This window comes from Pseudomonas sp. Pse79 (assembly GCF_024519615.1).
Classification (GTDB): domain Bacteria; phylum Pseudomonadota; class Gammaproteobacteria; order Pseudomonadales; family Pseudomonadaceae; genus Aquipseudomonas; species Aquipseudomonas veronii.
Genome location: NZ_JALJRR010000001.1, coordinates 162,234 through 183,147, shown reverse-complemented (window position 1 = coordinate 183,147; position 20,914 = coordinate 162,234). Strand labels below are relative to the sequence as shown.

The 20,914-nt window shown below is 62.6% G+C and carries 20 protein-coding genes; 10 read left to right on the top strand and 10 right to left on the bottom strand.

All coding sequences use genetic code 11. The features are described from left to right. From NR164_RS00790 to NR164_RS00780, 3 genes are all read left to right on the top strand, one after another. On the top strand, positions 1–1,139 hold a 1,139-nt coding region (locus NR164_RS00790), incomplete at its 5' end, for a sel1 repeat family protein (RefSeq protein ID WP_256822087.1). A gap of 108 nt (positions 1,140–1,247) precedes the next feature. Further along, positions 1,248–2,363 (top strand): sel1 repeat family protein, encoded by a 1,116-nt coding sequence (locus NR164_RS00785; RefSeq protein WP_256822086.1) that lies wholly within the window; start codon positions 1,248–1,250, stop codon positions 2,361–2,363. Positions 2,364–2,516: 153 nt separating this feature from the next. Beyond that, positions 2,517–5,093, top strand: coding sequence for an EAL domain-containing protein (locus NR164_RS00780; protein ID WP_079443993.1), 2,577 nt, complete (start codon positions 2,517–2,519; stop codon positions 5,091–5,093). 19 nt (positions 5,094–5,112) lie between these two features. On the opposite strand, the gene NR164_RS00775 is transcribed toward NR164_RS00780, so the two are convergent. Continuing rightward, positions 5,113–5,952, bottom strand: a complete 840-nt coding sequence (locus NR164_RS00775; RefSeq protein WP_017846438.1) for a helix-turn-helix domain-containing protein — start codon at positions 5,950–5,952, stop codon at positions 5,113–5,115. An 83-nt stretch (positions 5,953–6,035) separates the two neighbouring features. Here NR164_RS00775 and NR164_RS00770 point away from each other — a divergent pair, with 83 nt between their 5' ends. Then, positions 6,036–7,247 (top strand): MFS transporter, encoded by a 1,212-nt coding sequence (locus tag NR164_RS00770; RefSeq protein WP_017846439.1) that lies wholly within the window; start codon positions 6,036–6,038, stop codon positions 7,245–7,247. A gap of 83 nt (positions 7,248–7,330) precedes the next feature. Here NR164_RS00770 and NR164_RS00765 read toward each other — a convergent pair whose 3' ends face one another. Both NR164_RS00765 and NR164_RS00760 read right to left on the bottom strand, forming a co-directional pair. After that, positions 7,331–7,753, bottom strand: a complete 423-nt coding sequence (locus NR164_RS00765; protein WP_256822085.1) for an MAPEG family protein — start codon at positions 7,751–7,753, stop codon at positions 7,331–7,333. Next, a complete protein-coding gene (locus NR164_RS00760) occupies positions 7,746–8,051 on the bottom strand; it encodes a DUF2834 domain-containing protein (RefSeq protein WP_017846441.1) in 306 nt (101 codons plus the stop codon). Before NR164_RS00760 ends, NR164_RS00765 begins: the two co-directional genes overlap by 8 nt. 83 nt (positions 8,052–8,134) lie before the next feature. Between NR164_RS00760 and NR164_RS00755 the strand changes: the two genes are divergently transcribed. Together NR164_RS00755 and NR164_RS00750 are read left to right on the top strand one after the other, a co-directional pair. Continuing rightward, positions 8,135–8,923, top strand: coding sequence for a helix-turn-helix domain-containing protein (locus tag NR164_RS00755; RefSeq protein ID WP_046383632.1), 789 nt, complete (start codon positions 8,135–8,137; stop codon positions 8,921–8,923). 54 nt (positions 8,924–8,977) lie between these two features. Next, on the top strand, positions 8,978–10,687 hold the full coding sequence (locus NR164_RS00750; protein ID WP_256822279.1) for an amidase: 1,710 nt from the start codon (positions 8,978–8,980) through the stop codon (positions 10,685–10,687). Between the two features lie 51 nt (positions 10,688–10,738). Here NR164_RS00750 and NR164_RS00745 read toward each other — a convergent pair whose 3' ends face one another. The 3 genes from NR164_RS00745 to NR164_RS00735 form a co-directional block, all read right to left on the bottom strand. Next, positions 10,739–11,476 carry a CPBP family intramembrane glutamic endopeptidase gene (locus NR164_RS00745; RefSeq protein ID WP_256822084.1) on the bottom strand — a complete coding sequence of 246 codons (738 nt, stop codon included), beginning with the start codon at positions 11,474–11,476 and terminating at the stop codon, positions 10,739–10,741. After that, positions 11,473–11,685, bottom strand: coding sequence for a DUF6434 domain-containing protein (locus NR164_RS00740; protein WP_256822083.1), 213 nt, complete (start codon positions 11,683–11,685; stop codon positions 11,473–11,475). Before NR164_RS00740 ends, NR164_RS00745 begins: the two co-directional genes overlap by 4 nt. Before the next feature lie 76 nt (positions 11,686–11,761). Then, positions 11,762–13,087: a PLP-dependent aminotransferase family protein gene (locus NR164_RS00735; protein ID WP_017846446.1), complete on the bottom strand. Its 1,326-nt coding sequence runs from the start codon at positions 13,085–13,087 to the stop codon at positions 11,762–11,764. Positions 13,088–13,178: 91 nt separating this feature from the next. On the opposite strand from NR164_RS00735, the gene NR164_RS00730 reads away from it, so the two are divergent. The 3 genes from NR164_RS00730 to yghX all read left to right on the top strand — a co-directional run bounded on the left by NR164_RS00730 (position 13,179) and on the right by yghX (position 15,579). Beyond that, a complete protein-coding gene (locus tag NR164_RS00730) occupies positions 13,179–14,069 on the top strand; it encodes a DMT family transporter (RefSeq protein ID WP_256822082.1) in 891 nt (296 codons plus the stop codon). Between the two features lie 83 nt (positions 14,070–14,152). Beyond that, positions 14,153–14,647, top strand: a complete 495-nt coding sequence (locus tag NR164_RS00725; protein WP_046383638.1) for a PaaI family thioesterase — start codon at positions 14,153–14,155, stop codon at positions 14,645–14,647. Positions 14,648–14,691: 44 nt separating this feature from the next. Beyond that, positions 14,692–15,579, top strand: a complete 888-nt coding sequence (yghX, locus tag NR164_RS00720; RefSeq protein ID WP_102617552.1) for a YghX family hydrolase — start codon at positions 14,692–14,694, stop codon at positions 15,577–15,579. 64 nt (positions 15,580–15,643) lie between these two features. Here the strand turns inward: yghX and NR164_RS00715 are convergent, their stop codons facing one another. Then, the gene (locus NR164_RS00715) at positions 15,644–16,522 is read right to left on the bottom strand and encodes a LysR family transcriptional regulator (RefSeq protein ID WP_046383640.1); all 879 of its coding nucleotides are present in this window, start codon (positions 16,520–16,522) and stop codon (positions 15,644–15,646) included. A gap of 128 nt (positions 16,523–16,650) precedes the next feature. Here NR164_RS00715 and ampC point away from each other — a divergent pair, with 128 nt between their 5' ends. After that, on the top strand, positions 16,651–17,805 hold the full coding sequence (gene ampC / locus NR164_RS00710) for a class C beta-lactamase (RefSeq protein ID WP_057004635.1): 1,155 nt from the start codon (positions 16,651–16,653) through the stop codon (positions 17,803–17,805). 34 nt (positions 17,806–17,839) lie between these two features. On the opposite strand, the gene dctM is transcribed toward ampC, so the two are convergent. From dctM to NR164_RS00695, 3 genes are all read right to left on the bottom strand, one after another. Further along, entirely contained in the window at positions 17,840–19,120 is a 1,281-nt protein-coding gene (dctM, locus tag NR164_RS00705) for a C4-dicarboxylate TRAP transporter large permease protein DctM (protein ID WP_017846452.1), read from the bottom strand. Continuing rightward, complete coding sequence (locus tag NR164_RS00700) at positions 19,120–19,752, bottom strand: TRAP transporter small permease (RefSeq protein WP_256822081.1); 633 nt, start codon at positions 19,750–19,752, stop codon at positions 19,120–19,122. The genes dctM and NR164_RS00700 overlap by 1 nt, the downstream gene beginning before the upstream one ends. An 81-nt stretch (positions 19,753–19,833) precedes the next feature. Continuing rightward, a complete protein-coding gene (locus NR164_RS00695; protein ID WP_079444003.1) occupies positions 19,834–20,817 on the bottom strand; it encodes a TRAP transporter substrate-binding protein in 984 nt (327 codons plus the stop codon). Positions 20,818–20,914: the final 97 nt, after the last annotated feature.

Genomic DNA, 20,914 nt, shown 5'->3' with positions numbered 1-20,914 from the left:
TTCCCCAACCGTCGGCCGGAGCCGACGTTCTATTCCAGTACGCCCGCTGGTTGCAGAAAAATAACCAGCTCAAGCAGGACGAGACCGTTGATGCCGAGATCGAGCGCCTGTACCGGATTGCTGCCGAGAATGGTCATTACAAAGCCAACATCAACCTGCAAAACGGCACCATGCGCGGCCACTTCACGCTCAGTGGCGCCGAACACCTGCGCCTGAGTCAGCAATTGATCGACGTGAACGTGGCAACGGGATATTACTTTATCGGCGTTTTCCTGAAGAACGGTTCTGCCGGACTGAAGCAGGATACGGCTATGTCATTGCGCTATTTTCGCAAGGCGGCCGATCAGGGCAGTGCCCAAGCTCAGTACGCTGTAGGGGATATACTGGCGCCGATTGACATCGCGCCTGATGTTGCCCGGCAGATGCGCCGCTGTGCGGCTGAACAGGGTAATGGCGATGCAGCTATTGCTTTGGGTGTCGATCTTAAAAACGAGAGTCGGTACCAGGAAGCGCTTGAGGTCTTCCAGATGGGCGTTGTAGCTGGTCACGAGAGCGCTGCTGGTAGGTTGGAAGAAGCCTTTCGCGGTCATCCTCCCTCCGATAGGTTGTACTACCTCGGTCAACAGGAAGACCTCGAACGCGCTAAACGCTATGAAAAAATCTGGAGCCTGCTAGCGGACTACTCCTACGCCAACCCAAAAGTCCCCGAAATCAACGACATCCTCCCCTTACCTCCCGCCAAACTCCCCACCTGGGACGGCAAGCTGCAATGGCTGGAAGCACGCCTGGCCAACGTCCCGCCAGAAAAGCCCAGCGAAGCGCTGATCCAGCAGTTGGCCAAAGCCAAACTCCTTGAACCTGCAACCGGCAGACCCACACCCGACTCCCCCGCGTTCATCAAGGCCAGCTACCCCGAACCGACCTGCACCAGCGGCCAGGCCTGCCCCCAGACTGGCTATTGGCGGGCATTCAGCCTGAGTCGCGATGTTTATGCGCGGCTCAGCGATGGCGTGATCCGCCGTTTCGAGAAGAACGAGATCATGCCCACCCTGCAGATTGAGAGTCACAAGCCGCGTTTTTTGCTGCCCGACATCATAACGGTCAATGAGGAAAGCATCGAATGGCGGCTGTTGGGGTGAGGCATGCAAGGCATCTTTCGCGTCGGCGACAAGACAACGGGCGGCGGTACGGCTCTATCGGTCGCGTCGACATTATTAGGATGGAAAGACCGTGAAGGACCTTGACTGATGTGCAGACTCCTATTGCTGACAAGCCTGCTGCTGGCTGCCTGCGATAACGGCAGCGCCCCTACTCACCCTACTCAGGACCCTGCCGTGAACCCACTGACCGAGATCAAAACCAAGCTGGCCTTTACCTGTGTACACGAGCAAATTCCTTCGCCGTCCGCCGAGGCCGATGAGCTGTTTCAATACGCTCGCTGGCTCCAGAAAAACAACCTGCTCAAGCAGGACAAAAGCGTCGACGCCGAGATCGAGCGCCTGTACCGGATTGCTGCCGAGAATGGCCATTACAAAGCCAACATCAACCTGCAAAACGGCACCATGCGCGGCCACTTCACGCTCAGTGGCGACGAACACCTGCGCCTGAGTCAGCAACTGATCGACGCGAATGTGGCGACGGGGTACTACTTTATCGGCCTCTTTCTGAAAAGCGGCTCGGCTGGGCTGAAGCAGGATACGGCCATGTCATTGCGTTACTTTCGTAAGGCCGCCGATCAGGGCAGCGCGCAAGCCCAGTACGAAGTGGGGGACATACTGGCGCCAATCAACATTGCTCCGAACATCGCCCGGCAGATGCGCCGATGCTCGGCCGAACAGGGCCATGGTAAGGCCGCCAGGGCGCTAGGAGTTGACCTGTCGACAGATGGACACTATCAGGAGGCCCTTGAGGCATTTCAACTTGGGTTAATTGCAGGTGACAGCACCTCCGCGTCCTTTCTGAGTAAAGGCTTTCTCGGCCCCAAGTCGGATGATCGTTTGTACTACCTCGGCCAGCAGGAAGACCTTGAGCGCGCCGAACGCTATGAAAAAATCTGGCGAATTCTCGCAAACTACTCCTATGCCGCCCCCAAAGTCCCCGAAATCAACGACATCCTCCCCCTACCCCCCGCCAAACTCCCCACCTGGGACGGCAAGCTGCAATGGCTGGAAGCACGCCTGGCCAACGTCCCACCAGAAAAGCCCAGCGAAGCACTGATCCAGCAATTGGCCAAAGCCAAACTTCTTGAACCGACAACCGGCAGACCCACGCCCGCCTCTCCCGCGGCCGTTAAGCCGCGGTTTTTGCCGCCCGACATCATCACAGTCAATGAGCAAAACATCGAATGGCGGCTGTTGGGATGAGGTTCCATGCCTCGAATCAACTAAGGGCACCCGCCCACACTTGAGCCAGGTACCGGGAGAATGGGCGCGCCGCGCCTCAAACGCTCATTTTCTGCGTAAGGCTGCCGATAGCCTGTCATCACCCTGACAAGCGGCGACGCCCTGCGGGAATCAATGCCAAATACCTTCGCCCCGATCATTCGTAACCTTTCCCAACGCACCAGCCTGTCGATGGCGCGCACGTCGTTGTTCCAGTGCGTGGTGCTGCTCGCCTGTGTGTTTGCGGCGGCCAGCTATTCGCTGGTGTACCTCGCCCAGGAACTGAACCGATTCGAAGACAGCGAAAGCGCCTTCTACACGCGCAAGGCGGTGCAGTCCCTGGAAAAATCCCAGCGCCTGACCGTCAAGGATTACGCATTCTGGGGCGATGCCTACAAACACCTGCACGTTTCCGTGGACACGGATTGGGCCTATACCCGCGAAAACGTCGGGCCCACGCTGTTTCATGATTTCGGTTTCCAAGGCGTGTTTGTCGTCAACGACCTGGACCGCACGGTATACGCGTTGGTCGAGGGCAAGCTGCAACCGATTGAGCTGACCGAATGGCTCGACCAGCCCGTCGCGGCGCTACTCGAACAAGCGCGCGCAGGCGCCGCGACGGACACACCGGTCACGACGTTCATTAACGTGCGCGGCAACCCCACGCTGGTGGCGGCAGCGGCGATAACGCCCGGCACTGACCCCAGCGTGATCGCCGATGACCGAAAAGCCTCGGTATTGCTCTTCATCAACATCCTCGACAGCGCCAAGCTGACCGAAATCGGCAACGACTTTGGCGTCGATCACCTGCACATCGCCACACCCGATGAAATCGGCAAGACCTTGTTGTTCGCCCTTGGTGAGAACGGTGCCGCCGGCAGCCTGCACTGGCACCCCGAGCGGCCCGGTATGCGTTTGATGGCTGTCGGTTTGCCGCTGCTGGGCCTGGCGGCGTTGCTGGTGTGCCTGATGACCTGGCTGATTGTGCGCCGCACCACGGCGGACGCCCAGGCCCTCGACAGCAGCCACACCTCGCTGCAAGACAGTCAAAACGCGCTGGCCACCAGCGAAGCACGCTTTCGCGATGTGGTGGAAGCCAGTTCGGACTGGGTCTGGGAAATCGACGGCGAGTGGCGTTTCACCTACCTGTCGGAGCGCTTCGAAAGCGTCACCGGCCTGGACCGCCAGGCCTGGATCGGCGCCACGCTGTACGACCTGCTGGACACCGATGCCGGCGCCCTTTCTCAGTGGCTGACCACGCCCGGGCGGCTCGCGGATATCAGCCTGCAGTGTCGCTACGTCGACGCCCGGGGACGGGAGCGCACCACCCGGCTGTCGGCGCGCGAGATGCCCTGCGGCGGGTTTCGCGGCACGGCCACCGACGTCACCGAAGAAGTCGAGGCGCGCCGCCGCATCGAGTTCCTGTCCCAGCACGACGCCCTCACCGGGCTGCCCAATCGCACGCGCCTGCAAGCGTTTCTGGACGGTAAACTCAAAGCCTTGCCCACCCTCACCCACCCTTTGGTCATGCTCAGCCTGGACCTGGATCGGTTCAAACCGGTCAATGACTTGCTCGGGCATGCCGCCGGCGACCGGGTGCTCAATGAGGTATCGAGCCGCCTCTCTGATTGCGTGCGCCACGGTGACCTGGTCGCTCGGGTCGGCGGCGATGAATTTGTACTGATCCTGATCGATGCCGGCGCCCAGGACGAAGTCGAAGCCTTGTGCCGGCGCTTGATCGAGTCCGTCGAGCGGGTGATCAGGGTCGACGAGCAGGACGTGTTCATCAGCGCGAGTATCGGCATCGCCCTCGCGCCCAATGACGCCAACGGCGTCACCGAGTTACTGCGCTACGCCGATATTGCCTTGTACGAAGCCAAGGCCGCCGGGCGCAATACCTGGCGTTTTTACTCCGGCGAAATGAACGCGCGGATCATCGAACGGCGCCGCCTGGAAAGCGACCTGCGGTTTGCGATCAAGCACGCAGAGCTGCGTCTGCACTTTCAACCACGCTATCGCATCAGCGACGGGCAAATGGTCGGCGCCGAAGCGCTGGTGCGCTGGCAACACCCGGAGCGTGGCCTGATCGCACCGGACACGTTCATTCCGATTGCCGAGGAATCGGGGTTAATCCTCTCGCTGAGCGACTGGGTGCTGGAAACCGCCTGCGCGTGCGCCGCGCAGTGGCCGGATGAGCTGTTTGTGTCGGTAAACCTGTCCCCCACCGAATTCAAGCGCGGCAACCTGGTGGAGCGCGTGCGGTACGCCCTGAATAAGTCCGGCATCGAGCCAACGCGCATGGAGCTGGAAATCACCGAAAGCGTGATGCTTGAAGATGCCGTCGGCGCGCTTGAAGTCATGCACACCCTCAAGCACCTGGGTATCCGCATCGCCATGGATGACTTCGGCACCGGCTACTCGTCACTGAGCTATTTGCGCGCGTTCCCGTTCGACGGGTTGAAAATCGACCGCAGTTTCTTGAACCGGCTGGAGGACAGCGCCGATGACAAGGCCATTGTGCAGGCGATTGTCGGCCTGGGACGCGCCCTGTCGCTGACAGTCACCGCGGAAGGAATCGAAACCGCCGAACACCTGGCACTGCTCAAGGCGGTGGCCTGTGACGAAGGCCAAGGCTACTTCCTCAGCCGACCGCTGGACATCGACGCCTTCAACGGCCTGCTGGACGTGTGCGCGAGCACCCCGCCGTGTTAGCGCTCGACAGCGCCTTGCGCTAGCGGAAGAAATGACTCGGCGTCTTGCCGAACTGTTTCTTGAACATACTGGTAAAGGCGCTCGGGCTTTCATAGCCCAGCTCAAATGCCACATCGATGATCTTCTCGCCCACGGCTATGCGCTCCAGCGCCAGCAGCAACCGCGCTTGCTGGCGCCACTGGCCGAAGGTCAGGCCGGTTTCCCGGCGGAACAGGCGCTGGATGGTGGTCTGGTCCAGACCCAGGCGCTCGCTCCAATCCGCCACGGTCGAGGCATCGCCCGGGTCGTCCTGCAACGCCAGGCAAATCCGGCGGATGCGCGGGTCTGCAGGCTGGGGCAAGGACAACGGCAAGGCCGGCAATAGCGCCAGTTCGTCGAGGATCAGGTGCATGATCCGCGCGTCGCGCGAATCCTCGGCATACGGCGGCTTCAAGCTGACCGATGCCTTGATCAGTTCGCTGAGCAGCGGTGAAATGCTGACGGCCTTGGTTTCGCTCGGCAGGTTCGGAAAACTCGCGGGGCGAACAAACACACTGCGCATTTTCAACGCCCCGACGCAGCGCAGCGAATGCACATGCCCACTGGGCATCCAGAAGCCGCGATTGGGTGGCACCGTCCACTGATTCTGCGCCGAATGCACCACCATCACGCCTTCGGTGGCGTACAGCAGTTGATGCTTCTCGTGGCTATGGTCGGGGATCACCCAGCTCTCCGGATAGTCGGTGGCCGAGCTGATGACGGCCCACTCGCCCTCATCGATATCCCGCAGAAATTTATCCAGTGTTTTGATGGCTTCGCCTCTTTTGCGATGTTTGCTGCCCGAATTTCGCGAGACAGGCGTTTTCGACAAATCTAGCATAAACGCCGAGCTCATCCATGGAGCGGCGGTTTAAATCATCGCTGCCCGTCCCCGTCGTTCACTGCCTTGTATGGAATGCCTGCATGTCGACCTTGACCGCGTCTCCCGCTGCCACCTCCAGCCCGCCCCAAGTCAGCCCCTTGGTCATGCGCGTCCTCGGCGCCTGCGCCCTGGCGCATTTGATCAATGACCTGATCCAGGCCGTGCTGCCCTCGATCTACCCAATGCTCAAGGCCAACTACGGGCTGAGCTTCACCCAGGTCGGCCTGATCACCCTGACCTTCCAACTGACCGCCTCCCTGCTGCAACCGTGGATCGGCTACCACACCGACCGCCACCCCAAACCCTGGCTGCTGCCGGCGGGCATGGTGTGTACCTTGATTGGCATCCTGATGCTCGCGTTTGTCGGCACGTTCCCGGCGATCCTGCTGGCGTCGGCGCTGATCGGCGTCGGCTCGTCGACCTTCCACCCGGAAACGTCGCGGGTGGCCCGCTTGGCTTCCGGCGGGCGCTACGGCCTGGCGCAATCGACCTTCCAGGTCGGCGGCAACGCTGGCAGCGCGTTCGGCCCACTGCTGGCGGCGGCGATCGTCATTCCCTACGGCCAGGGGCATATCGCCTGGTTCGGCCTGTTTGCGGTGTTCGCGATCCTGGTGCTGTATGGCTTGAGCCGCTGGTACCGCAACCACCTCAATTTGTTCAAGCTCAAGCAAGGCAGCAAAGCCACCCACGGCCTGTCGAAAGGTCGCGTGACCTTTGCCTTGGTGGTGCTGGCCTTGCTGGTGTTTTCCAAGTACTTCTACATGTCCAGCCTGACCAGCTATTTCACCTTCTATCTGATCGAGAAATTCAACCTGTCGGTCGCCAGTTCCCAGCTTTACCTGTTCCTGTTCCTCGGCGCGGTGGCCGCGGGCACCTTCTTTGGCGGGCCGATCGGCGACCGGATCGGACGCAGGACCGTCATCTGGTTCTCCATCCTCGGCGCGGCGCCGTTCACCCTGGCCCTGCCGTATGTCGACCTGTTCTGGACCGCGATGCTCAGCGTGGTGATCGGTTTCATCCTGGCGTCGGCGTTCTCCGCCATCGTCGTCTTCGCCCAGGAGCTGGTGCCAGGCAATGTCGGGATGATCGCCGGCGTGTTCTTTGGCCTGATGTTCGGCTTCAGCGGTATCGGCGCGGCATTGCTGGGGTTGCTCGCGGACAGCCATGGCATCGAGTACGTCTACACGCTGTGCTCGTTCCTGCCGTTGCTGGGGGTTCTGACGATTCTGTTGCCGTCGACCAAAGGCGTTTGATCGGTTGAGCCTGCCGGGGCATCCGGCGGCTCGATCGCACGGGGCCGGCGCCTACAGCTAGCGCTTGAGGACGCCGGCGCCCTTCATATCATTTTCAACACGAGCATCGCGCCCAACCCGATCAGACACGCCACGCCCACCCCATAGGCCAGCGTGCGCCAGGGCTGGCACGCCATCAGGTACATGAGCGTGTGTGCCACCCGCGCCAGGGTAAAAGCCCCGAACAGCACCCCCGTGGCTACCGAAGCGGTGCCCGCCACGACACACAGCCCGCCGAGGACAAAAAACAGCGGAATGTTCTCCAGGTCATTGGCCCACGCCCTGGCGGCACGGCCGACTTGCGGCAGTTCGTCTGGCTGCGGCGCACGGTTGAAGAAAGCCGCATCTTCGGGATTAGTGAACGCCCGCGCGCGCAGGCGGAAGAAGCCCTGATAGCAGGAAATCGCCAGCATCTTCAGGCACAGCATCAACACGCACAGTGCGTAGACACGCAATAGCTCATTCATCCCGCAACCCCGTGATGACGATATAGAGCAGCGGCCCTACCGAAACGAACAGCGCCGTCAGCACCCAGTAAGGCAGCACCGACGCCACCGACCGCCCACGCCGCCGGGCGTCGCGGTACATCCACACACAAGCCAGCAGCGCCATCAGGTACAGGTCGATCACCACTTGCGCGGTGTCCGGGCGCGACAGCAATTGCCGGCCAAACGCCAGCAGCGACTGCTCCGCGGTCAGCATCGTTATCAGCGTATACAGCGAAAACCCGAGCAAACCGGCCAGGGCGATAAAGGGTCTGTGCATGGTCTCTTCCTTGAAGTGATCGAGGCCCACGATAGTGATAAGGTTCAGCCCCTCGCAATGACCTCGGAGGTCATGGTCACGCCATGGACAATCCTGCTACCGCCGGCGAACACTTGCGCCGGCTACGCCGCCAGGCACAGTTGAGCCAGCTCGACCTGGCCCTGATCACCGGAGTCTCGCAGCGTCATCTCAGTTGCCTGGAAACCGGCCGCGCCAAGCCGAGCCCCGGCACCCTGCACAATCTGCTGAGCGCGCTGCAGGTGCCCCTCGACCAGTGCAACCGCGTATTCCTCGCCGCCGGCTTTGCCCCGCGTTATGCCGCCACCCCCCTCGCCTCGCCGGCCATGGCGGCCATTCGCGAAGCGGTCAGCCATGTGCTGCACGCCAACAACCCCGCCCCGGCGATTCTGCTCGGCAGTGAGTGGCAGGTGCTGGCGGCCAACACCAGCACTACCGTGCTCTTTGGCTTGGTCGGAATCGACCCGGGCGCCGCCGATGGCGTGAACCTGCTGAGCACCCTGCTGCAATCGGGCGGCCTGGGCGATCACCTGATCAACGCCGAAGAGATCCGCACCCTCGCCTGGCAACGGGCAACCCGCGAGGCCTTGACCAACCCATCGTTGGCGGCGCTGCTGGCCAGCCTGCCGGTGCCCGCCCACACCGAACTGCCCAGCGACATGCCGCCACTGGTGTTGACCCGCGTGCGCTCGACCCAGGGCGAGCTGAACTTTCTATCGACCTTCACCACCTTCGGCATGCCCCAGGACATTACCCTCACCTCGCTGCGGATCGAGCATCTGATTCCCGCCGACGACTTCACATGGCAGGTCATGCGCAGCGCTTTCGAAGGTTATGCGGCGCTGGTTTTGTGAAATATCTGTCCGTAGACTGCCGCCATACCCCCACTTGAAGGCGGCGAAAAAAACCTGATGCAAGTTACCGAAGTCTCCATTGCCCAATTGCGCGCGGCGCTTGAGTCCGGCCAGACCACGGCCGTCGAACTGGTTCAGGCTTATCTGGCGCGGATCGACGCCTACAACGGCGCGCAGACCGCAACCGCGCTGAATGCCGTGGTGGTGCGCAACCCCGCGGCCCTGGACGAAGCCGAGGCGTCCGATGCGCGCCGGGCCAAGGGCGCAACGCTGGGACCGCTCGACGGCATTCCCTATACCGCCAAGGACAGTTACCTGATCAAGGGCCTCACGGCGGCGTCCGGCAGTCCGGCGTTCGCCAAACTGGTTGCCCAGCGCGACGCCTTCAGCATCGAACGGCTGCGGGCCGGTGGTGCCATCTGCCTGGGCAAGACCAACATGCCGCCGATGGCCAATGGCGGCATGCAGCGTGGCGTGTATGGCCGCGCGGAAAGCCCGTATAACGCCGCCTACCTGACGGCACCGTTTGCCTCCGGCTCGTCCAACGGCGCCGGCACCGCGACTGCCGCGAGCTTCGCGGCATTCGGTCTGGCGGAAGAAACCTGGTCGAGCGGGCGTGGCCCGGCGTCCAACAACGGCCTGTGTGCCTATACCCCGTCCCGTGGGGTGATTTCGGTGCGCGGCAACTGGCCGCTGACCCCCACCATGGACGTGGTGGTGCCTTATGCGCGCACCATGGCCGACCTGCTGGAAGTACTCGACGTGGTGGTCGCCGAAGACCCCGACACCCGCGGCGACCTGTGGCGCCTGCAACCTTGGGTGCCCATCCCCAGCGTCGCTTCGGTGCGCCCGGCGGCTTACGCTGAACTGGCCGCGACCGCCGCATCCCTCGCCGGAAAACGCTTTGGCGTACCGCGCATGTACATCAACGCCGACCCCGACGCCGGCACCAGCGAGAAACCCGGCATCGGTGGCCCGACCGGGCAAAAGATCATCACCCGCGCCAGCGTCATCGCCCTGTGGCAAGCCGCGCGCCAGGCCCTCGAAGCGGCCGGCGCCGAAGTCATCGAAGTGGACTTCCCCCTGGTGTCCAACTGCGAAGGCGACCGCCCGGGCGCACCGACGGTGTTTACCCGTGGCCTGGTGTCCAAGGAGTTCCTCCACGATGAGTTGTGGGAACTGTCCGCGTGGGCCTTCGATGACTTCCTGCGCGCCAATAACGACCCGAGCCTGAACCGCCTGGCGGATGTCGACGGGCCGAAGATTTTCCCCCATGACCCCGGCACCTTGCCCAACCGTGAAGACGAACTGGCCGCCGGCATGGACGAATACGTGCGGATGGCCCAACGCGGGATCACCCCGTGGAACCAGATCAGCACCCTGCCCGACGGCCTGCGCGGCCTCGAACAGACCCGGCGCATCGACCTCGAAGACTGGATGGATAAGCTCGGCCTCGATGCCGTGATCTTCCCCACCGTCGCCGACGTCGGCCCTGCCGATGCCGACGTGAACGAAGCGTCCGCCGACATCGCCTGGAGCAATGGTGTGTGGGTGGCCAACGGCAACCTTGCCATCCGCCACTTGGGCGTGCCGACCGTTACCGTGCCGATGGGCGTGATGGCGGATATCGGCATGCCGGTCGGGCTGACCTTTGCCGGGCGCGCCTACGATGACTCCAGGTTGCTGCAGCTGGCGTCAGCGTATGAGGCCACCGGCAGCAAACGCCTGATTCCGCCGCGCACGCCGGCACTCACGCCACGCTGACGCGCGGTCCAACGGTGGGAGCCACCGCTCCCACCTGGTTGCGCTGCTCATTCAGGCAACGAAAGGCACGGCAATCAACAGGATCGCCGTGCCATGGGCGAGCGTCGCGGCCAACACACCATGACGCATGCGCAACAACGCGCAGGCCAGCCCTTCGATCAGGGTAAACAGCAACACCGGCCAGCCCAATTGAGTGACGCTCAGGGCCAGGAACGCATGACAGGCCGCGAACGCCACGCCGCTGATCAAGGCCGCCCGCAGTGGCGTCAGTTGTTGCTCCAGATACCCCTGCAGATAACCGCGAAACAACACCTCTTCCAACGCATTGGCGCCATAGGCCAATACCACCATGCCTGGCAGCCACACCCAGTAGTCGTGGATCGCTTGCGTATCCACGCCCTGGTAAAGCCGCAGCGGTACGCCGATCAGGCAGCCCACCGCCAGGCCCCTCGCCAGTCCGACGGCGCAATTGCCCTTGGACCACAAGACCAGCCGCGACAAGTCCGGCGCCACCCACGCGAGCCCGGCAACCAGCAACAGCGATAGACCGCCCAGCGCCGCCAGCACAAAGGTGTTGGCGGTGAATGCAACCTGCACATCGTCACTGAGCGCCCACATGCGCAACGGCGTCATCGCATCGCGCATCAGCACAAACGCCGCCAACAGAATCAGGATGCGGATCGCCGTCATCGACCTGGGTGTGAGCGCGAACCACGCGCCGAACAGCAGCAGGCCTGGCGTCAAATGGATGCCGAAGTTAACCAGTGTCGCCATGCCTTGAGTAATCATAAGCCGGCGTTTCGACGCTGCCACTCATCCACCATATCGCCCAGGGTTTTGGCCGTATCGTTGCTAATCCAGGCCATGAATGCGCGGTCGAACTTAAACCCCGGGCCGCAGTGTTCAAGCATGAAACGGCGCACGTTCTGGGTGTTTTTGTAGAGCGGGGTGATCGGGGTGCTGCGGGTGATGGGGTCGCTGTGCCAATTAAAGTCCATGTTTTCTCACAAGGCGGTTTGTTGTTTTCGCCGTAGCATAGCGATGTGCCAGTTAAGCAGGAAGTGCCGGATAGCGTCACCACGCCACCACCTTGCGTACCGCCAGCAAGGCCTCGCGCAGCGCCGTCATGTCCACCGAGCCCAACGCCAGGCGCAGCGCATGCGGTACATGGGCGGATACGGCAAACGGTTCGGCGGTGGACACGGCGATATTTTCGCGCTGCAAGGTCATGGCGATCTGATCGGCGCGGGCCTCTTCCGCCAGGGGCAACCAGAGAAAATACGAGGAAGGATGGCTGATGTACGTCAGCCCCTTCAGCACCTGTGCCGCCAATGCCTGGCGTGCCCGGGCATCCTGGCGTTTCTGTGCTTCCAGTTGAGCCACCGTGCCGTCGTCGAGCCAGGCCACGGCAATCGCGCTCATTACCCCCGGCACATTCCAGGTCGTGGCCATGATGCTGCGTTCCAGGGCCTTCACCCACGCCGCCGGGGCTGACACAAAGCCGACCCGCAGGCCGGTGGCGACGCTTTTCGAAAAGCCGCCGACATACACCGTGCGTTCCGGCGCGAGGGTCGCCAACGGCGGTGGCGCGTGTTCTGCCAGAAATGCGTAGGCCGCGTCCTCGATGATCATCAGGTTGTGCTGACGGGCGATGGCTACCAGGTGTTCGCGTTGCTCCAGGCTCATCACCCAACCCAGCGGGTTATGCACGGTCGGCATGCTATACACCGCGCGGACCGGATGCTTGCGACACAGGCTGTGCAGATGATCAAGGTCGGGGCCGCTGGCGGTGAGCGGGATCGCCAGCATTTCCAGGTGCAGGGTCTCGGCCAGCACCTTGAAGCCTGAATAGGTCAGCGCATCGACGGCAATCACATCCCCCGGTTTGAGCAGCGCCATCAGCGTCACGGCCAACCCATGTTGCGCGCCGCTGACCAGCAGCACCTGGTCGGCCTCGACCGTCAGCCCTCGACTCAGCAGATGGCGCGCCACCGCCGCGCGTTCATGCTGGCGCCCGGCGTGGGGCTGGTAACGCAGTAACGCTTGCAGATCGCCCGACAGCGCCAGTTGACGCAATGCCGTGCGCAGCAGCTCGGCCTGGCCCGGCAATGACGGGTAGTTGAAATTCAGATCCAGCATGCCCGGCGCCACGCTCATCTGCCCACTGCCCTGCCCCGGCGGCAGCGAGATCTCGCGCACGAAGGTGCCGCGACCGGTTTCACCGCTGACCAGGCCCATCGCCGCCAGCTCGCTGTACACGCGGCTCGCGGTGACCAGCGCGAGGCCGTGGCGCGCGGCCAATTGCCGATGGGTGGGCAGACGCTCGCCGGGCGACAGCCTGCCGCTGCGGATGTCCTCGGCGAAGGTGTCGACCAGGTTTTTGTAACGGGCGCGGGGCATGGGCGATGTATCCATGACAATTTTTTGATTGTCTTAATCTTCCTGCCTAGCATGGCCCGCACGCAACCTCTCCTTTTTTCGGGCCCCCTTCATGGAACAGACCTCACCGCTCAATCCCCTGGCCAACAGCACCCAGGGTTGGATCAATGGCTTTATCGGCGTGGGGATTTTCAGCGGTTCGTTGCCGGCGACGCGTCTGGCGGTGATGGAATTCGAACCGGTGTTCCTCACCCTGCTGCGCGCCACCCTGGCCGGCGTGTTGGCGTTGTGCCTGTTGGTTTTTTTCAAGGAAAAACGCCCAACACGCGCGCAATGGCTGCCCCTGGTCATCGTCGCCCTCGGCGTGGTCATCGGCTTCCCCTTGCTGACGGCGCTGGCCCTGCAATACGTGACGTCCGCGCACTCCATCGTGTTTATCGGCCTGTTGCCGCTGGCCACGGCGCTCTTTGGCGTACTGCGCGGCGGTGAGCGGCCACGCCCGGTGTTCTGGTTGTTTTCGATCCTGGGCAGCGCGCTGGTGATGGGGTATGCCGTCGCCCAGGGCCTGAGCGCCGCCCCGGCCGGTGACGTGCTGATGCTGTTGGCGGTGCTGGTGTGCGGCCTGGGTTACGCCGAGGGCGCCAAGCTGTCGCGCAGCCTGGGCGGCTGGCAAGTGATCTGTTGGGCGCTGGTGGTGTCGTTGCCGGTGGCGCTGCCATTGAGCCTGATGCTCGCGCCGCCGACCTTCACTGGCATCAGCCTGCCGGCGTGGCTGAGCCTGGGCTATGTGGCGCTGTTCAGCATGTTGATCGGGTTTGTGTTCTGGTACCGCGGGCTGGCCCAGGGCGGCATCGCCGCGGTCGGCCAGTTGCAGTTGCTGCAACCGTTCTTCGGCCTGGCGCTGGCGGCGGGCCTGCTGCATGAGCAGGTCAGCCTGGGCATGGTGCTGGTGACAGTCGCGGTGATCGGCTGTGTGGCCGGAGCCAAGCGGTTTGCGCGCTAGCGTCTGCGGCGATGGCATTATTCCCATCCGGCGCGCGTCCTGTTAAACAGGACAGTCCCCTCCCAGAACAATAAGGACTTGGCATGCACACCCCGTCACTGCAAGACACCACCGCCCCCGAAGGCATCTGCTACGGCTGCGGCGGCAACAACCCCCATGGCCTGCATATCAAGAGCCGCTGGGATGCCGATGGCATTCACGTGGTCGCCGAGCACCAACCGGAAGCGAAATACAGCGGCTGGCCGGATCTGGTCTACGGCGGCCTGATCGCCATGCTGGTGGACTGCCACTCGAACTGGACCGCCATGGCCTACCACTACCGCGCCGAACAACGCGAACCCGGCAGCCTGCCGCGTATCGACTGCGTGACCGGGCATCTCGGGATCAAATTCATCAAGCCCACGCCCCTGGGTGTCACGCTGACCTTGCGTGCCCGGGTCGAGGGCGATGTGGGGCGTAAAAGCCGCGTGGTCTGCGAGGTATACGCCGGCGATGTGCTCACGGCGATCGGCGATTCGGTGTTCGTGCGCGTCGATACCGGGCAACTGGCCGCCGCCGCCCACGCTCGCAACGCGTGATCCTGGTCTACATTGACTGGCACCGCTAATCGAGGACTGCACCGATGACTCGTCTCACCGCGAAAGACTTCGCCCCCGAACTGCTGGAGCTCTACGACGGCTACGCCCACGGCAAGATCAACCGCCGCGAGTTTCTCGACCGCGCCGCATTGTTCACCTTCGGCGGGCTCACCGCGTCGGCGCTGCTTGCCGCCCTGAGCCCCAACTATGCGCTGGCCGAGCAAGTGAAATTCACCGACCCGGACATCGTCGCGGACTACATCACCTACCCTTCGCCCAAGGGCAACGGCACGGTGCGCGGCTATCTGGTGCGCCCGGCCAAGACCACCGGCAAAGTCCCCGCCGTGGTCGTGGTGCATGAAAACCGCGGCCTCAACCCGTATATCGAAGACGTCGCCCGACGCCTGGCCAAGGCCGGCTTTATCGCCCTCGCGCCGGATGGCCTGACATCCGTGGGGGGCTACCCCGGCAACGATGAAAAAGGCGTAGCGCTGCAACAAAAAGTCGACCCGACCAAGCTGATGAACGACTTCTTCGCCGCCATCGAGTGGCTGATGCACCACGACAACAGCACCGGCAAAGTCGGGATTACCGGCTTCTGCTATGGCGGCGGCGTGGTCAATGCAGCAGCCGTGGCCTACCCGGAACTGGGCGCCGCCGTGTCATTTTACGGGCGGCAGCCAGAGGCCAAGGACGTGCCGCGCATCAAGGCACCGATCATGCTGCATTACGGCGAACTGGATACGCGGATCAACGAAGGCTGGCCGGCCTATGAAAAGGCCCTGAAGGCCGCGGGCACTACCTATGAAGCGTATATCTACAAGGGCGCCAACCACGGTTTTCACAACGACTCGACGCCGCGTTATGACGAGGCGGCGGCGAACCTGGCGTGGCAGCGCACGCTGGGGTGGTTCAACAAATACCTGGCCTGACCGCCTCTGAATGTGTAGAGGTTAGCCGCCGACAACTGTTTCATTTTGCTTCTTGATGAAAATTTCAGCCCTGCGCCGCCATCACCGTCAGCCAGGCCTTGAACGCCAGCATCGCCGAGGTTTCGGCGCGTGACTGCAGGCGCGTCAACCAATAGCTGCCGGTGCTGATGCCCACGTTGAAGGGCTGGCGGATCGCATCACTTTCCAGTTGTCGCGAGAACATCAGCGCAGGGGCCAACGCCACACCGACACCCTGCAGCGCTGCTTCCATCATCGCCAACGATGAGTCAAACACGATGCTGCGCGGCACCAGGGTGTCGGCAGGCAGCCCGGCGGCCTGGAACCACAGGTTCCACTCATCGGCGCGATAGGAGCGTAGCACTGTGTGCTTCAACAGCTCGGCCGGCGTGTGTAACTGCTCGGCGATTGACGGCACGCAGAGCACCGTCAGCGGAGCTTCGAACAATGGGCAGGCGTCGGTGCCATGCCAGGCCCCGGCGCCGAAACGGATCGCGTAATCCAGGCCTTCGGCGGCGACATCGACACGGTTGTTGTGCGTCGACAGGCGCAGGTCGATAAACGGGTAGCGGTGCTGGAAGTCCGCCAGCCGCGGCAGCAGCCAGCCCACCGCAAAAGTGCCGACCGCGCCGACGCTGAGCACTTCGCGGTAATGCCCGCCTTCGAACTGGCCCAGGGTGTGGGCAATGCGGTCGAAGGATTCGCGCAGCACCGGCAACAACGTCTCACCTTCGCGGGTCAGCATCAGGCCACGCGGCAGGCGTTTGAACAGGGTGACGTTCAGTTGCGCCTCCAGGCTCTTGACCTGGTGGCTGACCGCCGCCTGGGTGACACATAACTCAATGGCGGCCCGCGTAAAACTCAGGTGCCGGGCGGAGGCCTCGAATGCGCGCAGGGCATTGAGAGGCAGATGGGAACGCAGCATGCTTGCCCCTAATTTTTCTAATGGCTGGTGCGAAATATCATCGTTTGCCCAGGCCCGGCGAACTGTCTACCTTTGGCACGCCCGCGCAGGCTGTTCATTCAATCGATCACACTCATGGAAGCGATATCATGCCCCAACAAGCGGTATTTGGAGTGCGTCATTTAACGGCGCTGGCAATGTTTCTAGGCGCCGGCCAGTGCCTGGCCGCCACCGACCTGCAGGCCGTGGTAGACGCCAGCGTCAAACCGCTGATGCAGCAACAGGCCATTCCCGGCCTGGCGGTGGCGGTGGTGCAGAACGGCAAGGTGCAATACTTTAACTACGGCATGGCATCGAAAGAAGCGCAGCAACCGGTCAACCAAAACACCTTGTTCGAAATCGGCTCAGTGAGCAAAACCTTCACCGCAACCCTGGGTGGTTATGCCCAGGCCATCGGCAAGCTCACGCTGTCGGACAAGGCCAGCCAATACTGGCCTGCGTTGGCCGGCAGCGCCTTTGACCGCATCAGCCTGCTGCAACTGGCGACCTACACCCCCGGCGGCCTGCCGCTGCAGTTTCCGGATGCCGCCGACAACGCCGACGCCATGCTCGGCTACTTCCAGCGCTGGAAACCCAGCTACGCCCCAGGCGCGCAACGTCTCTATTCCAACCCGAGCATCGGCCTGTTTGGCTACCTCGCGGCGCGAAGCCTGGGCCAGCCGTTCAATGTCGCCATGGAGCACACCCTGCTGCCCAAGCTGGGGTTGAGCAACACCCACCTCAGCGTGCCCACCGCGCAATCCGGCGAGTACGCCCAAGGCTACGACAAGCAGCAGAAACCCGTCCGTGTAAGCCCTGGCGCACTGGACAGCGAAGCCTACGGCATCAAGACCAGCACCCACGACCTGGCGCGCTATGTGATCGCCAACCTGCACCCGCAAACCCTGGAAAAGCCGCTGCAACAAGCCATCGCCAGTACCCACGCTGGTTATTACCGCGTGAACGGCATGACCCAGGGCCTGGGCTGGGAGTACTACCCCTACCCCATCGCCCTGCAAGCGCTGATTGACGGCAACTCGACACCGATGGCCATGGAACCTCACCGTCCCGATTGGCTGGCGACGCCGCAAGCGCAACCGGCCAACGTGCTGTACAACAAAACCGGCTCAACCGCAGGCTTTGGCGCGTATGTGGCGTATGTGCCAAGCAAGGACATGGGCGTGGTGATCCTGGCGAACAAGAACTATCCGAATGCCGAGCGGGTCAAGGTCGCCCATGCGATCCTGAGCGCGCTGGATCACTGAGCAAGGTGGGAGCCAGGCTCCCACATCGTGAGGTCTACATCCCCAGCCAGTGCGGCAGCGCCAGCGAGATGAACGGCAGGTAGGTGACCATGATCAGGAACACCAACAGGATCATCAGCCACGGCATCGCCGCACGAATGGTCTGCCCCAGCGTCAAGCCGGTCACCGCCGAGGTCACGAACAGGTTCAAGCCCACCGGCGGGTGGACCAGGCCGATTTCCATATTCACCACCATCACGATCCCCAAGTGAATCGGATCGATGCCCAGCTTCATCGCGATCGGAAAGAAGATCGGCGCCAGGATCAACACGATCGCCGACGGTTCCATGAAACTGCCGGCGATCAGCAAGACCACGTTGACCATGATCAGGAAGCCAATCGGCGTGAGCCCTTCGGACAGCACCCAGGCGGTGATTTCCTGGGGGATCTGTTCGGTGGTCAACACATGGGCGAAGAGCATCGCGTTGGCGATGATAAACATCAGCATGATCGCCAGCCGCCCGGACTCCAGCAGCACCTTGGGACAGTCGCGCAGGCTCATGTCCTTGTAGACGAACAGCGCGACAAACGCCGAGTACACCGCTGCCACCGCCGCGGCTTCGGTCGGGGTGAACATCCCGCTGTAGATGCCGCCGAGGATGATCACCAGCAGCAGCAAGCCCCAGAACGCACGGCGCGCGCAGGCCAGCCACTCGCGAAAGCTCGCCCGTGGCTGCGCCGGCAGCTTCTTGATGCGCGCCACGATATAGATCGCGACCATCAGCATCAGGCCCAGCAGCAGCCCCGGGATCACCCCGGCCATGAACAACTTGCCGACCGACGTTTCCGTGGCGGCCGAATACACCACCATCACGATCGACGGCGGAATCAGGATGCCCAGGGTGCCGGCGTTGCAGATGATGCCCGCGCCGAACGCCTTCGGGTAACCGGAGCGCACCATCCCGGCCACCGCAATCGAACCGACGGCCGCCACGGTGGCCGGTGACGAACCGGACAACGCGGCAAACAACATGCACGCCAACACCGCCGCAATCGCCAGGCCGCCACGGATATGTCCGACACACGCATTGGCGAAGTCGATCAGCCGCTGCGCCACGCCGCCGGTGGTCATGAACGCACCGGACAGCAGGAAGAACGGAATCGCCAGGAAGGTATAGGCATCCGAGGTTTCGAACAGTTTGATCGCCAGGGAACTCACCGAGTCCTGGCTGAACATCAGGATCGACACCGCGCCGGACAATCCGAGGGAAATCGCGACGGGCACGCCGAGGAACATGAACACAAACAACAGCAGAAACAGACAGAGCACGGCCATCAGTGACGCTCCTCATGGCCGCCGGCCAATTTGCTCGCCTCAGCGGCCTCGTCGGCCAGCCCCAACCCGACCTGGCGGTGGGTGAACAGGCGATAGAAAATTTCCAGGTAGCGGATAAACACCAGGGCAAAACCGACCGGCACGATGAGCACGATGTCGCCGACATCGATGCCGAACTGGTCGAGGTCTTCGGCGCCGATGTGCGCTGTCATCACCGCACTCACCCACCTGTAACTGGCGACCATGAACAGCCCGGCGTAGGCCAGGCAGCACAGGCAGGCAAGCATCCCAAGCAAGCGCTGCACCCGGCGTCCGGTCAGCTTGACCAGCGCATCCACTCCAAGGTGGCCGGCGGTACGCACGCCGTAGGAAATGCCGAAGAAAATCAGCCAGCCGAACATGGCCTTGGTCAGCGCCACGCTCCAGGTCATGTCCTGGGCCCAGGTCATGGTGCCGTCGCCCAGGGCGTTGAAAAAATGGCTGCTCCAGGCCCACTGGTCGGCCAGGGCAAAGAACAGCGTGTAGATGTTGTTGAGCATGACGTAGACGAATGTCACCAGGGTCATGGCGGCCAGCAGGAAGGCAATGACGCCTTCCTCCAGGTGCTCCCAGACGCGCCTGAGCGTTTGCATGGCAAAACCTCGCGAAGCGGGAATAGGTTTCAGAGTGGAAACCGGATCAACCTGTGGGAGAGATCTCGGTATGCCCCGGCATTACAGGTTGGACGCATCCGCCGCCTTGATCAGGTCAGCCCCGATCTCGCCTTCGAACATCTGCCAGACCGGGCGCATGGCTTCGCGCCATTGCTGGCGTTGCGCGGGGGTCAGTTCGATGATTTCGCTGGTCTTGGCGTCGACGATCTTCTGTTTGGCCGACTGGTTCAGCGCCTCGGCCTGCTTGTTCACCTCAACGGTGACCTCGGCCATGATCTGCTCCAGGGTGCTGCGCACATCCGCTGGCAGGCCGTTCCAGAACTTCGCGTTGGTGATCACCATGTAGTCGATCAGGCCATGGTTGGACTCGGTGAAGTACTTCTGCACCTCGTTGACCTTCTGGCTTTCATAGTTCGACCAGGTGTTTTCGGTGCCGTTGACCGTACCGGTCTGCAAGCCCTGGTAGACCTCGGCAAAGCTCATCTTGCGCGGGTTGGCGCGGATCGCCTTGAACTGCTCTTCAAGCACGCTGGAGGCTTGCACGCGGAACTTCAGGCCACGGGCGTCCTTGGGTTCGTGCAGGGCTTTGTTGGCCGACAACTGCTTGAGACCGTTGTGCCAATAGGCCAGGCCGAGGATGTTCTTGTTCTGCATCGAGGTCAGTAACTGCTTGCCTTGGGCGGCCTGGAAGCGGTCGACGGCGGCCAGGTCGTTGAACAGGAACGGCAGGTCATAGATCTGCACCTGTCTGGTGTATTGCTCGAACTTGGCCAGGGACGGCGCGAGCATCTGCACATCGCCCAACAGCAGCGCTTCCATTTCCTTGCCGTCGCCGAACAGCGACGAGTTCGGGTACACCTCGACCTTGACCACGCCGGGCAGGCGTTCTTCGGCAAGTTTCTTGAACAGCAACGCGCCCTGGCCTTTGGGCGTGTTTTCGGCGACCACATGGGCGAACTTGATCACAATCGGGTCCGCCGCCTGGGCCAGGCCCACGACGAACAAGGTGGCGGCGCAGAACAGCGCCCGGGAGAGCTTGAGCATGGGAAATCACCTTCTTATTGTTGTGTTGTAGGGCAAGGTGCCTGATATGGCGCGTGTAGTGAATTTCGAATTTTTGATACCTGCGTTCGGCCTAGAT

Bases quoted from the DNA above. Each gene is read 5' to 3' on its own strand.
- ampC (WP_057004635.1), top strand. From the start codon at position 16,651: ATGCCCCAACAAGCGGTATTTGGAGTGCGTCATTTAACGGCGCTGGCA.
- dctM (WP_017846452.1), bottom strand. From the start codon at position 19,120: ATGGCCGTGCTCTGTCTGTTTCTGCTGTTGTTTGTGTTCATGTTCCTC.
- NR164_RS00715 (WP_046383640.1), bottom strand. From the start codon at position 16,522: ATGCTGCGTTCCCATCTGCCTCTCAATGCCCTGCGCGCATTCGAGGCC.
- yghX (WP_102617552.1), top strand. From the start codon at position 14,692: ATGACTCGTCTCACCGCGAAAGACTTCGCCCCCGAACTGCTGGAGCTC.
- NR164_RS00755 (WP_046383632.1), top strand. From the start codon at position 8,135: ATGGACAATCCTGCTACCGCCGGCGAACACTTGCGCCGGCTACGCCGC.
- NR164_RS00695 (WP_079444003.1), bottom strand. From the start codon at position 20,817: ATGCTCAAGCTCTCCCGGGCGCTGTTCTGCGCCGCCACCTTGTTCGTC.
- NR164_RS00775 (WP_017846438.1), bottom strand. From the start codon at position 5,952: ATGCTAGATTTGTCGAAAACGCCTGTCTCGCGAAATTCGGGCAGCAAA.
- NR164_RS00765 (WP_256822085.1), bottom strand. From the start codon at position 7,753: ATGAATGAGCTATTGCGTGTCTACGCACTGTGCGTGTTGATGCTGTGC.
- NR164_RS00745 (WP_256822084.1), bottom strand. From the start codon at position 11,476: ATGATTACTCAAGGCATGGCGACACTGGTTAACTTCGGCATCCATTTG.
- NR164_RS00725 (WP_046383638.1), top strand. From the start codon at position 14,153: ATGCACACCCCGTCACTGCAAGACACCACCGCCCCCGAAGGCATCTGC.
- NR164_RS00770 (WP_017846439.1), top strand. From the start codon at position 6,036: ATGTCGACCTTGACCGCGTCTCCCGCTGCCACCTCCAGCCCGCCCCAA.
- NR164_RS00780 (WP_079443993.1), top strand. From the start codon at position 2,517: ATGCCAAATACCTTCGCCCCGATCATTCGTAACCTTTCCCAACGCACC.
- NR164_RS00740 (WP_256822083.1), bottom strand. From the start codon at position 11,685: ATGGACTTTAATTGGCACAGCGACCCCATCACCCGCAGCACCCCGATC.
- NR164_RS00785 (WP_256822086.1), top strand. From the start codon at position 1,248: ATGTGCAGACTCCTATTGCTGACAAGCCTGCTGCTGGCTGCCTGCGAT.
- NR164_RS00700 (WP_256822081.1), bottom strand. From the start codon at position 19,752: ATGCAAACGCTCAGGCGCGTCTGGGAGCACCTGGAGGAAGGCGTCATT.
- NR164_RS00735 (WP_017846446.1), bottom strand. From the start codon at position 13,087: ATGCCCCGCGCCCGTTACAAAAACCTGGTCGACACCTTCGCCGAGGAC.
- NR164_RS00730 (WP_256822082.1), top strand. From the start codon at position 13,179: ATGGAACAGACCTCACCGCTCAATCCCCTGGCCAACAGCACCCAGGGT.
- NR164_RS00760 (WP_017846441.1), bottom strand. From the start codon at position 8,051: ATGCACAGACCCTTTATCGCCCTGGCCGGTTTGCTCGGGTTTTCGCTG.